Source organism: Burkholderia sp. LAS2 (assembly GCF_018417615.1).
Classification (GTDB): Bacteria; Pseudomonadota; Gammaproteobacteria; order Burkholderiales; family Burkholderiaceae; genus Burkholderia; species Burkholderia sola.
In genome coordinates this window covers 2113852-2126825 of the sequence record NZ_CP071052.1, presented here as the reverse complement: position 1 = coordinate 2126825, position 12974 = coordinate 2113852, and the positions used below count along the sequence as shown (strand labels likewise).

The following is a 12974-nucleotide window of genomic DNA, read 5'->3' as shown; positions in this document are numbered from 1 at the left end:
CGCTCAATCGTATTCGTCTGACAAAAATGACCGGCCATCGGCCGTCAGGTCGACCCGGTCGGCCGTCGCCTGATAGATCAGCCCGTCGTTCAGCAATGCGTAGATAACGTCATTGAACGCGGCGGGAACCGGCCGGCTGTCGCCGAACTGGTCGATCCATTTCAGCGCCTCGATGGCTTCGGGGGAAAGGATGGGGGTCATGCGTTCGCCTCCGGCATCGGTGTCGTTCCATCCTAGCACTTCGTCCGGCAGTCGAATACCGAGGCAAACGCGCTCCACGAATGCGATGCGGCGCCGACCTTCAGTTCGAGTTCGTCCACCGAACGGGTGGTGATCACCGACGTGACGATGCCGAACGGCGTCTCGACGTCGACTTCGGAGACCACGGACCCGCGAATGATCTCCTTGACCTTGCCCTTGAACTGGTTACGTACGTTGATTGCGGTGATGCTCATCGGGATGATCGCTCCGAAGAAAAAGTCTCAGAACGGGCGGCCGGAGCCGCCCGGCATTAAACGGCCCAGCGGATCTGCCCGACCGGTCGAACCTTGTCTGCTTCATGCTGCGTGTCTTGATCGACCGCGCCGGGGCCGCCGGCGAGCACGCGTTTCAGCACGCGATCCTCGAGTGCCGCGAAGGCCGCCGACGCGCGGGCACGCGGCCGGTCGAGCGGCACCGGCTGGTCGAGCGCCACCCGCCCCTGCTCGATCAGCAGGATGCGGTCGCCGAGCGCGACGGCTTCCTGCACGTCGTGCGTGACGAGCAGCGCGGTGAATCGATGTTCGCGCCACAGGCGCTCGATCAGCGCGTGCATTTCGATGCGGGTCAGCGCATCGAGTGCGCCGAGCGGCTCGTCGAGCAGCAGCAGTTGCGGCCGGTGCACGAGCGCACGGGCCAGTGCGACGCGCTGCCGCTGCCCGCCCGACAGTTGCGCGGGCCAGTCGTTCGCGCGTTCCAGCAGCCCGACTTCGTCGAGCACCGCGCGGGCCCGGTCGCGCGCGCCGCGGCCGAGGCCCAGCATCACGTTCTGCAGCACGGTCTTCCACGGCAGCAGGCGCGCGTCCTGGTACATGATCCGCGTATCGAGCGCGCCGCCGCCGTCGCCGTGCGTCACGAGCGCGCCGCTGCTCGGCTGCTCGAGTCCCGCGACGAGACGCAGCAGCGTCGATTTCCCGCAGCCGCTGCGGCCGACGATCGCGACGAAGCTGCCGCGCGCGATGTTCAGCTCGACGTTGTCGAGCACCGTGCGGGCGCCGAAGCGTTTGCTGACGCCCGACAGCGTGACCGCGTCGTCGGATGCCGGACCGCCCGCGCGCCGCCGCGCGAGCGGCACGACCGATGCGCCGCCGTCACGTTCGAGGATGGCCGCATCGCGCGCATCGCCGTCCGCGACGCGGGCCTGCGCCAGCTCGGCCTCGAGGTCTGCGCCGGCGAGCGGGCCGTAGGCGGCCGCCGAAGTCGTCGCATTCATGCCTTTGCTCCTGATTGATAGGCGGGGTGCCAGCGCAGCGTCACGCGCTCGATCCATTTCGCCAGCACATCGGCCAGCTTGCCGAGCACCGCGTACAGCAGGATGCCGACCACCACCACGTCGGTTTGCAGGAATTCCCGCGCGTTCATCGTCATGTAGCCGATGCCCGACTGCGCGGAGATCGTTTCCGCGACGATCAGCATCACCCACATCAGCCCGAGCGCGAAACGCACGCCGACGAGAATCGACGGCAGCGCGCCCGGCAGGATCACGTCGCGGTACAGCGCGAAGCCGCGCACGCCGTAACTCTTCGCCATCTCGATCAGGTTCGCGTCGACCGAGCGGATCCCGTGATACGTATTGATGTAGACGGGGAAGAACACGCCGAGCGCGACGAGGAACAGCTTCGCCTTCTCGTCGATGCCGAACCACAGGATCACGAGCGGAATCATCGCGAGCGCCGGGATGTTGCGGATCATCTGGATCGTCGAGTCGAGCGCGACCTCGGCGGCCTTCGACAGCCCGGTCGCAAGCCCCAGCGCGAGGCCGACGCCGCCGCCGATCGCGAAGCCGAACAGCGCGCGCCACGTGCTCACTTTCACGTTCGCCCACATTTCGCCCGACGTCACGAGCGACCAGGCCGCGCGCACGACCGCCACCGGCTCGGGCAGCACGCGGGTCGACAGCCAGCCGGTGCGCGCACCGACTTCCCACACCACCAGCAACGCGAGCGGCACGAGCCACGGCGCGACGCCGCGCCATGCGCGGGCGGCCACGGCGACGCCCGTCTTCGACGTTTTCGTTGTCATCGCAAGCCTCCGTCGCTCAGCTCTGGCTCGTCTTCGGCAGATAGTTGTTGCCGACGATCTCGCCGAACGGCCCCGACAACGGACCGGCCGCCTTCTCGACACCCTGGCCCTTGATCAGCGGGAACACGAGTTCCGCGAACCGATACGACTCCTCGAGGTGCGGATAGCCGGACAGGATGAACGTCTCGATACCGAGATCCGCGTATTCGCGCATGCGTTCGGCGACCTGCTCGGGATTGCCGACGAGCGCCGTGCCGGCGCCGCCGCGCACCAGCCCCACGCCGGCCCACAGGTTCGGATAGACCTCGAGCGCCTCGCGGCCGCCGCGCTTGCCGCCGTGCAGCGCGGCCATCCGGCGCTGGCCTTCCGAATCCATGTTCGCGAACGCCTTCTGCGCCCGCGCGATCGTGTCGTCGTCGAGCCGGCTGATCAGCCGCTCGGCGTCGCGCCATGCTTCGTCCTCGGTCTCGCGCACGATCACGTGCAGGCGGATGCCGAACTTGATCTTGCGGCCGCGCGCGTCGGCACGGGCGCGGATGTCGGCGATCTTCTTCGCGACGGCCTCGGGCGGCTCGCCCCAGGTCAGGTAGGTATCGATGTGATCGGCGGCAATCGCGTGAGCGGCCGGCGACGAGCCGCCGAACCACAGCGGCGGATGCGGATGCTGCACCGGCGGATAAAGCGCCTTGCCGCCTTTCGACTGCAGGTGCTTGCCGATGTAGTCGAATCCGCCGTTGTCGTGCGACGCGGTCAGCAGCCCGCGCCAGATGTTCAGGAAATCGTCGGTGATCTCGTAGCGCGTGTCGTGATCGGCGAACAGGCCGTCGCCTTCGAGCTCGGCCGCATCGCCGCCCGTGACGACGTTGATCAGCAGGCGGCCGCCCGACAGGCGGTCGAACGTCGCGGCCATCCGCGCGGCCAGCCCCGGCGAAGCGATGCCGGGACGCACGGCGACCAGGAACTTCAGGCGCTGCGTCGCCGGAATCAGGCTCGACGCGACGACCCACGCATCCTCGCAGGAACGGCCGGTCGGCAGCAGCACGCCGTCGTAGCCGAGCGTGTCGGCCGCCACGGCGACCTGCTTGAAGTAATCGTAGTCCGCGGCTCGCGCGCCTTCGGCCGTGCCGAGATAGCGGCTGTCGCCATGCGTGGGGATAAACCAGAACACATTCATCTGCTGCTCCTGCTTGACTGTCACTGCCGAAATTTGAAAAAGACATCGCCCTGCTCGCGTCGCGGATGAGCGACGCATGCATGGTGTGCATTCGAATCGGGATGGCTCGCCGGTCAGGCCGTGCCGCGGACGAGGACGCGATTGCACGGCTGTTTCTGGGAAATCAGTCTAGGGACCGGTACAGGGCTTTGGAACGATTTTTTTGAGCTTAGGTTTTCCGCTTTCGTGATTAGCACGACGCTGGAGCGAATATCGCCGCGGCCGGGCCCTATAATGGCGCACCTATCCGAATAACTCCGCGCGCCCGGCCCCGGCCGTGCGCGCCTGCGGTGCACTCATCGATGCAGAAAGTCATCCTGCCCTTCCTGTCCGGCTTCCTGGCCGCACTGTTCTTCCGCGAGGCCACGCTGGCCCTCCTTCACACGGCCGACCTGATCGCCGCAACCGGCTTCTCGACACAACCGTTCGCGCCGCTCGGCATTCCTGAATTTGTCGCGAATGCGCTGATCAGCGCGTGCTGCGCGATTCCGATGGCGTGGTTGTTGCGCGTGTCGCCGGAACGCGAAGCATCGTGGATCGGCGCACTCGTGTTCGGCGGCATCGTGCTGACGGCGGCTCGCGTGTTCGCGATCGATCCGCTGCGCGGCATCTGGCCGTCGGGCAACATGATGCCCGTGCTCGCGGCCGGCTTCGCGGCCAATGCGGTGTGGGGTTTCGGCGCGCTCGTGTTCATGCGCGCGTTCATGTCGGACGACGCGGGCGACGAATAACGCCGCGGCGCGGGCGACGCGCCCTTCAGGCCCGGCCGACTTCCATGAAAAAGGCCGCGTGCATCGTGCGCGCGGCCTTTTCGTTTCCGTGTCGCGCGTCGATCGGCTCGCGCGGGTCAGCCTGATCGACGTCAGTCCTTCAGCTCGCGCAGCGGATGCGCGTCGGGCGCCCACGGGCTGTCGAACATCGCGAGCACGTCGGCGCGCCGGACGTCGGCAGCCGACTTGAAACGCCACACGGGCTGGTGATCCTTGTCGACGATCAGCGCGCGCACGCCTTCGATCACGTCGCCGCGCGCGAAGGTCGAGCGCGTGAGATCGAGATCGCGCCGCAGGCAATCGGCCATCGTCGCGCCGCGCGCGCGTTCGACGACTTCGAGCGACACGGCCATCGACAGCGGCGACAACTGCTCGCGCGTCGCGTGGGTCGCCTTCTCGACCCAGCCGTCGACCGCCGCGCAATCCTGCTCGGCGTCGAGCGACGCGAGGATCGCGTTGATGTCCGGCTGCGCGAAATGCCGGTCGATCCCGGCACGCGCATCGGCGAGCGCCGACGTGTCGGGCGTCGGCACGACCTTGTGCGCGGCTGCCGCATGTTTCACGCATGCGACGGCCTGCGCGCCGCTGTCGATGCGCGCGGTACGCAGCGTGTCGAGCAGCGCCGGCAGCGCGGCGTCGGGCAGATAGACGTCGGCGAGTTGCGCGTACAGCGCACCGGCCGCGTCGAGCGTCGCGCCGGTCACCGCGAGATAGCGGCCGATCGCGCCGGGCGTGCGCGCGAGAAACCAGCTCATCCCGACGTCCGGGAACAGGCCGATGCGCGTTTCGGGCATCGCCATCTTCGTCGAGTCGGTCACGACGCGCAGGCCGCCCGTATGCCGCGCCGCCTGCGATATCCCCATGCCGCCGCCCATCACGACGCCGTGCATCAGCGCGATGTACGGCTTCGGATACGTGAAGATCGCATGGTTCAGCGTGTATTCGTCGATGAAGAACGTGTCGACCGCATCGCGGTCGCCGCGCCGCCACGCGTCGTGGAAGAAGCGCACGTCGCCGCCCGCGCAGAATGCGCGCGGATGCGGGCTGTGCACGACGACCGCGACGACGTCGGGATCGTCGCGCCACGCGTCGAGCGCCTGCTGCATCAGCCGGATCATGCCGACCGACAGCGCATTCAGCGCCTTCGGCCGGTTCAGTTCGAGAAAGCCGATGCGGTTCGCGACGTACGCGCGCACGTCAGGCTGGGCGGATTCGGCGGAAACGGCGGCGGGAGTGGAATCGGTCATGACGGTCATCCGGCAAACGGCAGTCGCACGCTCAGTGCGCCTGCATCTTCGAGAACAGGTTCAGCACCACGACGCCCGCGATGATCAGCCCGAGACCGATCACCGCCGGCACGTCCGGCACCTGGCGATAGAGCAGCATCGCGACGAGCGTGATCAGCACGATGCCGGCGCCCGACCAGACGGCATAGATGATGCCGACGGGCATCGTGCGCAACGTGAGCGACAGGCAGTAGAACGCGACGCCGTAACCGGCGACGACGAGCACCGACGGCCAGAGGCGCGTGAAGCCGTCCGCCGCGCGCAGCGCGGACGTGCCGATCACTTCCGCGACGATCGCGATCGCGAGCCATGCGTAACCGGGCAGTTGCATGGCTCAGCTCCTTGCGAGGGCCAGTACCGCGTAGTCGTGACCGAGTTCCGCACACAGCGCCTCGACGACGAACTCGTGGTCCGCGCGCTGCGGCAGCCCGGACGCGGTGATCGAGCCGATCACGCCGGCGCCGGCGACGGTCAGCGGAAACGAACCGCCGTGCGACGCATAGTCGGCGACCGGCAACCCGTGCTTGTCCGCGAGCGTCGCGCCGGCCTGCTGCATGCGCAGGCCGATCGCGTACGAACTGCGGCGAAAATGCGCGACGACGTTGCGCTTGCGGCGCACCCAGTCGGCGTTGTCCGGCGTCGCGCCGGCGAGCGCCGCGTAGAACAGCGGCTGGCCGAACGTGACGATGTCGATCGCGATCGCATGGCCGCGCGACGTCGCGAGCGCGTGCATCCGGTTGCCGAGCGCCCACGCGCGGGCCGGGTCGAAATGGGGAAACACGAGCGCCTGTTCCTGCGCGCCGATCGATTGCAGATCGTGAGCGATATCCATGTATCCGTCGATGCAGTAATGAGAATTGCAGCGGCGCCGATGCGATCGCGCAGCGCCGCTGCCGGGATGGCGACACAAACCGCTCGATTCTAGCGCACGTGCCACCGCGTACCGGCCCCACCAGCGCCTGCCATGCGGTTGTCAGAAAACACTTGCACGCATCTGGGTTAGCCCATATAATTCATTTCTTCGACGGACGCGGGGTGGAGCAGTCTGGCAGCTCGTCGGGCTCATAACCCGAAGGTCGTAGGTTCAAATCCTACCCCCGCAACCAACCGTCCAGAATGTCGCAAAAAGCCCGGCCTCGCGCCGGGCTTTTTGTTTTCGCGCGTCCGGACGCCGCGCCCTCTTCGCGCACGCGCGCGCCGTTTCGCCCGACACGCCGCCGCATGCGCAGGCGTTCAAGAATGCCGCGGGCCGGTGATACACTCGCATCACCTCGTCCCTTCCACTCGACATGAAATTCTGCTCCGTCTGCGGTCACGAAGTCCTCGCGCGCATTCCGCCTGGCGACAACCGTGAACGCTTCGTCTGCGATCACTGCGGCACGATCCACTATCAGAATCCGCGCAACGTCGTCGGCACGGTGCCGGTCTGGGGCGACCAGATCCTGCTGTGCCGCCGTGCGATCGAACCGCGCTACGGATTCTGGACGCTGCCGGCGGGTTTCATGGAAATGGGCGAGACGACCGCGGAAGCCGCCGCGCGCGAAACGCTCGAGGAAGCCGGCGCGCGCGTCGAGGTGCAGAACCTGTTCACGCTGCTCAACGTGCCGCACGTGCATCAAGTCCACCTGTTCTACCTCGCGCGGCTCACCGATCCGGGTTTCGAAGCCGGCGAGGAAAGCCTCGAAGTGAAACTGTTCGACGAAGCCGACATTCCGTGGGACGAGATCGCGTTCCCGACCGTCAGCCAGACGCTGCGCTTCTTCTTCGCCGATCGCGCAGCCGGCGACTACGGCGTGCACACCGGCGATATCTTCCGCTCGCTGCGCAACGGCTGAGCCCCCACCCATGGTTCCCTGGCTCGGCCCGGACGATCCGTTTCCGTCCATCGAACGCGCGCTCGGCCCCGCGACCGGCGCGCCCGGGCTGCTCGCCGCGAGCGCCGACCTGCTGCCGTCGCGCCTCATCGACGCGTACCGGCGCGGCATCTTCCCGTGGTACTCGGACGGCCAGCCGGTGCTGTGGTGGAGCCCCGACCCTCGCATGATCCTGGTGCCGGCCGAATTCAAGGTGTCGCCGTCGCTGCGCAAGACGCTGAAGCGCGTGCTGCGCACGCCGGAATGGGAAGTGCGCGTCGATCACGACTTTCCCGGCGTGATGCGCGCGTGCGCGCAGGCGCCGCGCCGCGGGCAGCGCGGCACCTGGATCACCGCCGAGATCATCGACGCCTATACGTCGCTCTACCGCTCCGGCAACGCGCACAGCATCGAAACGTGGCACGACGGGCGCCGCGTCGGCGGCCTCTATGGCGTGTCGTTCGGCCGGATGTTTTTCGGCGAGTCGATGTATGCGGACGTGACCGATGCATCGAAAATCGCGCTGGCCGCGCTCGTCGCGCACCTTCGCGAGCAGGGGTTGGAAATGATAGACTGCCAGCAGAATACGTCGCATCTAGCGTCGCTCGGCGGCCGCGAGATCGCACGCCAGGCCTTTGTCGCTCACGTGCGCCGCGCGGCAGCCGAACCGCCGATTCCGTGGCAGTTCGACAAGCGCGTGCTCGCCGCGCTGACGAGCCCCGCCGAAACGGCGGCGCCCACCGGGAGCGAGCGCTAGCGCGGCACTCCTTCCCTGCATCGAGAGCTGCCCATGACTCACCCGACTGAGCTGCCGCTTTCACCGCTTTCGGCGTTGCAATTCTATGCAACGGCGCCCTATCCGTGCAGCTATCTGGACGGCCGCATCGCACGCTCGCAAGTCGCGACGCCGAGCCACCTGATCAATTCCGACATCTACACCGAACTCGTGAAGGCCGGCTTCCGCCGCTCGGGCGTCTTCACGTACCGTCCGTACTGCGACGGCTGCCGCGCATGCGTGCCGGTACGCGTGCCGGTCGGCGAGTTCGCGCCGACGCGCACGCAGCGCAGGATGTGGAAGCGGCACCGCACGCTGGTCGCGACGGTGTCGCCGCTGCACTACGACGAAGAGCACTACGCGCTCTACATGCGCTACCAGTCCGCGCGCCACGCGGGCGGCGGCATGGATCGCGACAGTCGCGACCAGTACGAACAGTTCCTGCTGCAAAGCCGGATCAACTCGCGCCTCGTCGAATTCCGCGACCTCGACGCACCGGGCGGCGAACCCGGCAAGCTGCGGATGGTCAGCATGATCGACATCCTCGGCGACGGGCTGTCGTCGGTCTATACGTTCTTCGAGCCCGACGACCGGCACACGAGCTACGGCACCTACAACATCCTGTGGCAGATCGAGCAGGCGAAGAGCCTCGGGCTGCCCTACGTGTACCTCGGCTACTGGATCCGCGAGAGCCCGAAGATGGCCTACAAGGCGAACTTCCATCCGCTCGAAGGGCTGATCGACGGCCGCTGGAAGACGCTCGATCCGGAACGGATCGACCTGCCGCCCGTCGACGCGGCGCTGGCGCGCGCGCCGTTGCCGGGCGGACATTCCGGCTCGGGCTGACACGCGTCGCGGCGGCTACGAAGCGAAGCACGCCCGTGCCGCGCAACTCCCGGTAAAATAGCGGGTTGTCATTCATTTCGGCCGTCCGCCCCATTCCCGTGTTCAGTTCCCTCTACCCGCTGGCCCGCGCATCCCTGTTCAAAATGGATGCGGAAGACGCTCACCACCTTACGCTGCGCGCGCTCGGCGCGGCCGGACGCACGGGCCTCGCCTGCGCGCTGTCGGCCCGCGTGCCCGACGCGCCGCGCACCGTGATGGGGCTCACGTTCCGCAACCCGGTCGGCCTCGCGGCCGGCCTCGACAAGGACGGCGCGGCCATCGACGGCCTCGCGGCGCTCGGCTTCGGCTTCATCGAGGTCGGCACGGTCACGCCGCGCCCGCAGCCCGGCAACCCGCGCCCGCGGATGTTCCGGCTGCCGCAGGCCGAAGCGCTGATCAACCGAATGGGCTTCAACAACCACGGCGTCGACCAGTTCGTGAAGAACGTGCAGGCCGCCCGCTATCGCGGCATCCTCGGCCTGAACATCGGCAAGAACGCCGACACGCCGATCGAACGCGCGGCCGAGGATTACCTGTACTGCCTCGAGCGCGTGTACCCGTTCGCGAGCTACGTGACGATCAACATCTCGTCGCCGAACACGAAGAACCTGCGCCAATTGCAGGGCGCGGGCGAGCTCGACGCGCTGCTCGCCGCGCTGAAGGACAAGCAGCAGCGCCTCGCCGACCTGCACGGCAAGCTCGTGCCGCTCGCGCTGAAGATCGCGCCCGATCTCGACGACGAGCAGGTCAAGGAAATCGGCGACACGCTGCTGCGCCACAAGATCGAAGCGGTGATCGCCACCAATACGACGCTGTCGCGCGCGGCCGTCCAGGGCCTGCCGCACGCGGACGAAGCCGGCGGCCTGTCGGGCCGCCCGGTGTTCGACGCGTCGAACGAGGTGATCCGCAAGCTGCACGCCGAAGTCGGCAACGACGTGCCGATCATTGGCGTCGGCGGCATTTTCTCGGGCGAGGATGCCCGTGCGAAGCTCGCGGCCGGCGCGGCGCTCGTCCAGCTCTATACCGGCTTCATCTATCGCGGCCCGGCGCTCGTGTCCGAATGCGTGAAGGCGATCGCCCGCGAACGCACCGCGTAATATAGCCATAAACAAACTTTATTTAGATATCGATAGCATTTTTGCTATCATCGCTTCACGATCAGAATCATTGACCCGGACAGGGCAAGGACACACACGATGAAATTTTCGCTGTTGAAGAAGCTGCTGGTTGCCGGCGTGATCGGCACGTCGTTCGCTGCGGCAACCGCCCACGCGGCCGACCTCCTCGACCAGGTCAAGCAGCGCGGCACGCTGCGCGTCGGCCTCGAAGGCACGTTCCCGCCGTTCAACTCGAAGAACCCGCAAGGCGAACTCGTCGGCTTCGACGTCGACATCGCGAAGGCCGTCGCCGCGAAGCTCGGCGTGAAGGCCGAGTTCGTGACGACCGAATGGAGCGGCATCATCGCGGGCCTGCAGGCGGGCAAGTTCGACGTGATCGCCAACCAGGTCGGCATCACCGACAAGCGCAAGGAAACGCTCGACTTCTCGCCTGCGTACACGTTCTCGTCCGCGCAGCTGATCCAGCGCAAGGACGACACGCGCGAGTTCAAGTCGCTGGAAGACCTGAAGGGCAAGAAGCTCGGCGTCGCGCTCGGCACCAACTACATGGACATGGCGAAATCGGTGCCCGGCATCGACGTGAAGACGTACCCGGGCGCGCCCGAGTACCTGCGCGATCTCGCGGCCGGCCGCCTCGACGCGGCGCTCAACGACCGCCTGATGCTCGCGTACCTGACGAAGAACTCGCAGTTGCCGCTGCGCCCGGGCGCGAACGTCGGTTCGGCGAACCCGTCGGGTATCCCGTTCAAGAAGGGCAACCCGAAGTTCCAGAAGGCGATCGACGACGCGATGACGCAGCTCGAGGCCGACGGCACGTTCACGAAGATCTCCGACAAGTGGTTCGGCATCGACGTGACGAAACCGATCAAGTAAGCACGCCTGCATTTCCCGCCTGACGGCGGGCCGGAAAGGGCGGCATCCGCAACGATGCCGCCCTTTGTTTTATCGGTCCGGTTTATGATTGCGCTTTCGCGCACGCATTCGCTTCGTATTCCATGTCGACAACGTCCCTGCTCGTCCAATCGCTGCCGGTGCTCGCCCAGGGTGCCGTACTGACCGTCAAGTTCGCCGTGCTGTCGATGGTGTTCGGCCTGCTTGGCGCCGTCGTGCTCGCGATGATGGGCATCCGGCAAAGCGAAGCGCTCGACGGCTTCGAGCGCATCTGGGTCAACGCGCTCGCGTGGCTGGCGCGCGCGTACGTGAGCCTGATGCGCGGCACGCCGCTGCTCGTGCAGATCTTCGTGATCTATTACGGGCTGCCGAGCCTCGGCATCTCGCTCGACCCGACGCCGGCCGGCGTGATCGCACTGTCCGCGAACGTCGCGGCCTACATGTCGGAAAGCATGCGCGGCGCGATCAACGGGATCGCGCGCGGCCAATGGCTCGCCGCATACAGCCTCGGGCTGTCGTGGGGCCAGACGCTGCGCTACGTGATCGGCCCGCAGGCGCTGCGCATCGCGGTGCCGAGCCTGTCGAACAGCCTGATCAGCCTGATCAAGGACACGTCGCTCGTGTCGGTGATCACCGTGACCGAACTGCTGCGCAGCGCGCAGGAAGTGATCGCGGCGACCTATCAGCCGCTGCCGCTCTATCTCGCCGCCGCGGCCGTGTACTGGATCCTGTGCCAGATTCTCGAATGGGTGCAGCGCTGGTACGAAAAGCGCCTGTCGCTGCCGTCGCGGCACTGAGCCGCGCAGTTACGCCGGGCCGCGCTCGCGGGCCCGGCGCCCTCCTTTCCGCCTGTTTCGTCCATTCCGCCTATTCGCCCGAATAGCGCACGCCGAGCACGGCGCGCGCCGCATCGGTCATCGCAATCATCTGCCGCGAATGGTCGTGCGTCATGATCGGGCTTTCGGTCTCGCCCGCGCGCAGCAGGTCGCAGAAATGCGCGGTTTCGTAGTTCAGCCCGCCGCCCGCGGCCGGTGCGTCGAGTTCGACGGTGCGCCCGTCCGCATAGCGGATCGTCGCACGCTCGGGGTTCCACCACTTCTCGTGAATCGTCACGTGGCCGCCGGCCGCGGCGATCAGCGCGTCGCCGCGCCCCATCACGTCGAGCCCGCAAAAGAGCTGCGCGATCCCGCCGTTCGCATGCACGCTGTTCAGGCTCGCGAACAGGTCGACACCGGTCGCACCGACGCGGCCGAGCGTCTGTACGTCGCGCGCCGCGCCGAGCCAGTCGACAGCGAGAAACGCCTCGTAGATGCCGATGTCGAGCAACGCGCCGCCTGCGCGATCGAGCCGATAGACGGAATGGTCGTCCGGCACCGACGACGATGCGCAGCCCGCCCGCACGAGCCGGATCTCGCCGATCGGATCGTCACGCAGGTGCGCACGCAGTTGACGATACAGCGGGAAGAATGGGGGCTTCATCGCCTCCATGAAGAGCCGCCCGGCATCGCGCGCCGCGTCCAGCACCGTGTCGAGTTGCGCGGCGTTCAGCGCCGCGGGTTTCTCGCACAGCACGGCCTTGCCGGCAGCCAGCGCGGCCAGCGTGTACTGCGCGTGACTGTCATGGAGCGTCGCGATGTAGACCGCGTCGATTTCGTCGCTCGCGAGGAGCGCGTCGAGGCGCGCGGCAGGCGTGCCGCCGTATGCCCCGCAGAAGGCCGCAGCCGCGTCGGCGCGGCGGGCCCAGACGCCGGTGAGCGTGGCGCCCGGCACGTGTGCGAGGCTTTGCGCGAAGCGGCGCGCAATGCTGCCTGCACCGACGATGCCGAAGCGCACCGGGCGATGGTCGTTGTCGTTCATCCTGATCTTCCGTGTCGGTCGTATGACGGTGGCCGGCACGCTGCCG

16 protein-coding genes and 1 tRNA gene are annotated in these 12974 nt (G+C 67.4%); 8 read left to right on the top strand and 9 right to left on the bottom strand.

Going from position 1 to position 12974, the window contains the following annotated elements:
• Positions 1-3 precede the first annotated feature (3 nt).
• From JYG37_RS09915 to ssuD, 5 genes are read right to left on the bottom strand one after another with little or no spacing between them, the layout of a single operon-like run.
• Positions 4-201 carry a hypothetical protein gene (locus JYG37_RS09915; RefSeq protein ID WP_050012556.1) on the bottom strand — a complete coding sequence of 66 codons (198 nt, stop codon included), beginning with the start codon at positions 199-201 and terminating at the stop codon, positions 4-6.
• Between the two features lie 32 nt (positions 202-233).
• Positions 234-455: a TOBE domain-containing protein gene (locus JYG37_RS09910; protein WP_213346057.1), complete on the bottom strand. Its 222-nt coding sequence runs from the start codon at positions 453-455 to the stop codon at positions 234-236.
• Between the two features lie 56 nt (positions 456-511).
• On the bottom strand, positions 512-1471 hold the full coding sequence (locus JYG37_RS09905) for an ATP-binding cassette domain-containing protein (RefSeq protein ID WP_050012555.1): 960 nt from the start codon (positions 1469-1471) through the stop codon (positions 512-514).
• Positions 1468-2280 (bottom strand): aliphatic sulfonate ABC transporter permease SsuC, encoded by an 813-nt coding sequence (gene ssuC / locus JYG37_RS09900; RefSeq protein WP_050012554.1) that lies wholly within the window; start codon positions 2278-2280, stop codon positions 1468-1470. The genes JYG37_RS09905 and ssuC overlap by 4 nt, the downstream gene beginning before the upstream one ends.
• 16 nt (positions 2281-2296) lie before the next feature.
• Positions 2297-3454, bottom strand: coding sequence for an FMNH2-dependent alkanesulfonate monooxygenase (gene ssuD / locus JYG37_RS09895; protein ID WP_050012553.1), 1158 nt, complete (start codon positions 3452-3454; stop codon positions 2297-2299).
• 341 nt (positions 3455-3795) lie between these two features.
• Here ssuD and JYG37_RS09890 point away from each other — a divergent pair, with 341 nt between their 5' ends.
• Positions 3796-4224 carry a hypothetical protein gene (locus tag JYG37_RS09890; protein ID WP_006484223.1) on the top strand — a complete coding sequence of 143 codons (429 nt, stop codon included), beginning with the start codon at positions 3796-3798 and terminating at the stop codon, positions 4222-4224.
• A gap of 131 nt (positions 4225-4355) precedes the next feature.
• Here JYG37_RS09890 and JYG37_RS09885 read toward each other — a convergent pair whose 3' ends face one another.
• Genes JYG37_RS09885 through JYG37_RS09875 form a run of 3 tightly spaced genes read right to left on the bottom strand, consistent with a single transcriptional unit; the run spans position 4356 to position 6381 of the window.
• Positions 4356-5510 carry an enoyl-CoA hydratase/isomerase family protein gene (locus JYG37_RS09885; protein WP_050012689.1) on the bottom strand — a complete coding sequence of 385 codons (1155 nt, stop codon included), beginning with the start codon at positions 5508-5510 and terminating at the stop codon, positions 4356-4358.
• 31 nt (positions 5511-5541) lie between these two features.
• Entirely contained in the window at positions 5542-5874 is a 333-nt protein-coding gene (locus tag JYG37_RS09880; RefSeq protein WP_371090929.1) for a DMT family transporter, read from the bottom strand.
• A 9-nt stretch (positions 5875-5883) separates the two neighbouring features.
• A complete protein-coding gene (locus JYG37_RS09875; protein ID WP_050012552.1) occupies positions 5884-6381 on the bottom strand; it encodes a heme-degrading domain-containing protein in 498 nt (165 codons plus the stop codon).
• A gap of 197 nt (positions 6382-6578) precedes the next feature.
• Here JYG37_RS09875 and JYG37_RS09870 point away from each other — a divergent pair.
• From JYG37_RS09870 to JYG37_RS09840, 7 genes are all read left to right on the top strand, one after another.
• A tRNA-Met gene (locus JYG37_RS09870) sits at positions 6579-6655 on the top strand.
• Positions 6656-6838: 183 nt separating this feature from the next.
• Positions 6839-7384: an NUDIX hydrolase gene (locus tag JYG37_RS09865; protein WP_006476111.1), complete on the top strand. Its 546-nt coding sequence runs from the start codon at positions 6839-6841 to the stop codon at positions 7382-7384.
• A 10-nt stretch (positions 7385-7394) separates the two neighbouring features.
• Entirely contained in the window at positions 7395-8159 is a 765-nt protein-coding gene (gene aat, locus JYG37_RS09860) for a leucyl/phenylalanyl-tRNA--protein transferase (RefSeq protein WP_050012551.1), read from the top strand.
• Between the two features lie 33 nt (positions 8160-8192).
• The gene (locus tag JYG37_RS09855) at positions 8193-9023 is read left to right on the top strand and encodes an arginyltransferase (protein ID WP_050012550.1); all 831 of its coding nucleotides are present in this window, start codon (positions 8193-8195) and stop codon (positions 9021-9023) included.
• Between the two features lie 98 nt (positions 9024-9121).
• Positions 9122-10159, top strand: coding sequence for a quinone-dependent dihydroorotate dehydrogenase (locus JYG37_RS09850; protein WP_012492588.1), 1038 nt, complete (start codon positions 9122-9124; stop codon positions 10157-10159).
• A 99-nt stretch (positions 10160-10258) separates the two neighbouring features.
• Positions 10259-11053, top strand: a complete 795-nt coding sequence (locus JYG37_RS09845; RefSeq protein ID WP_050012549.1) for a cystine ABC transporter substrate-binding protein — start codon at positions 10259-10261, stop codon at positions 11051-11053.
• Positions 11054-11175: 122 nt separating this feature from the next.
• Complete coding sequence (locus tag JYG37_RS09840) at positions 11176-11868, top strand: amino acid ABC transporter permease (protein ID WP_006484207.1); 693 nt, start codon at positions 11176-11178, stop codon at positions 11866-11868.
• 70 nt (positions 11869-11938) lie between these two features.
• Here JYG37_RS09840 and JYG37_RS09835 read toward each other — a convergent pair whose 3' ends face one another.
• The gene (locus JYG37_RS09835) at positions 11939-12928 is read right to left on the bottom strand and encodes a Gfo/Idh/MocA family protein (protein WP_213346056.1); all 990 of its coding nucleotides are present in this window, start codon (positions 12926-12928) and stop codon (positions 11939-11941) included.
• Positions 12929-12974 lie beyond the last annotated feature (46 nt).

Excerpts from the sequence above, each read along its gene's own strand:
- JYG37_RS09915 (WP_050012556.1), bottom strand. The coding sequence starts at position 201 with ATGACCCCCATCCTTTCCCCCGAAGCCATCGAGGCGCTGAAATGGATC.
- JYG37_RS09910 (WP_213346057.1), bottom strand. The coding sequence starts at position 455 with ATGAGCATCACCGCAATCAACGTACGTAACCAGTTCAAGGGCAAGGTC.
- JYG37_RS09905 (WP_050012555.1), bottom strand. The coding sequence starts at position 1,471 with ATGAATGCGACGACTTCGGCGGCCGCCTACGGCCCGCTCGCCGGCGCA.
- ssuC (WP_050012554.1), bottom strand. The coding sequence starts at position 2,280 with ATGACAACGAAAACGTCGAAGACGGGCGTCGCCGTGGCCGCCCGCGCA.
- ssuD (WP_050012553.1), bottom strand. The coding sequence starts at position 3,454 with ATGAATGTGTTCTGGTTTATCCCCACGCATGGCGACAGCCGCTATCTC.
- JYG37_RS09890 (WP_006484223.1), top strand. The coding sequence starts at position 3,796 with ATGCAGAAAGTCATCCTGCCCTTCCTGTCCGGCTTCCTGGCCGCACTG.
- JYG37_RS09885 (WP_050012689.1), bottom strand. The coding sequence starts at position 5,510 with ATGACCGATTCCACTCCCGCCGCCGTTTCCGCCGAATCCGCCCAGCCT.
- JYG37_RS09875 (WP_050012552.1), bottom strand. The coding sequence starts at position 6,381 with ATGGATATCGCTCACGATCTGCAATCGATCGGCGCGCAGGAACAGGCG.
- JYG37_RS09865 (WP_006476111.1), top strand. The coding sequence starts at position 6,839 with ATGAAATTCTGCTCCGTCTGCGGTCACGAAGTCCTCGCGCGCATTCCG.
- aat (WP_050012551.1), top strand. The coding sequence starts at position 7,395 with ATGGTTCCCTGGCTCGGCCCGGACGATCCGTTTCCGTCCATCGAACGC.
- JYG37_RS09855 (WP_050012550.1), top strand. The coding sequence starts at position 8,193 with ATGACTCACCCGACTGAGCTGCCGCTTTCACCGCTTTCGGCGTTGCAA.
- JYG37_RS09845 (WP_050012549.1), top strand. The coding sequence starts at position 10,259 with ATGAAATTTTCGCTGTTGAAGAAGCTGCTGGTTGCCGGCGTGATCGGC.
- JYG37_RS09840 (WP_006484207.1), top strand. The coding sequence starts at position 11,176 with ATGTCGACAACGTCCCTGCTCGTCCAATCGCTGCCGGTGCTCGCCCAG.
- JYG37_RS09835 (WP_213346056.1), bottom strand. The coding sequence starts at position 12,928 with ATGAACGACAACGACCATCGCCCGGTGCGCTTCGGCATCGTCGGTGCA.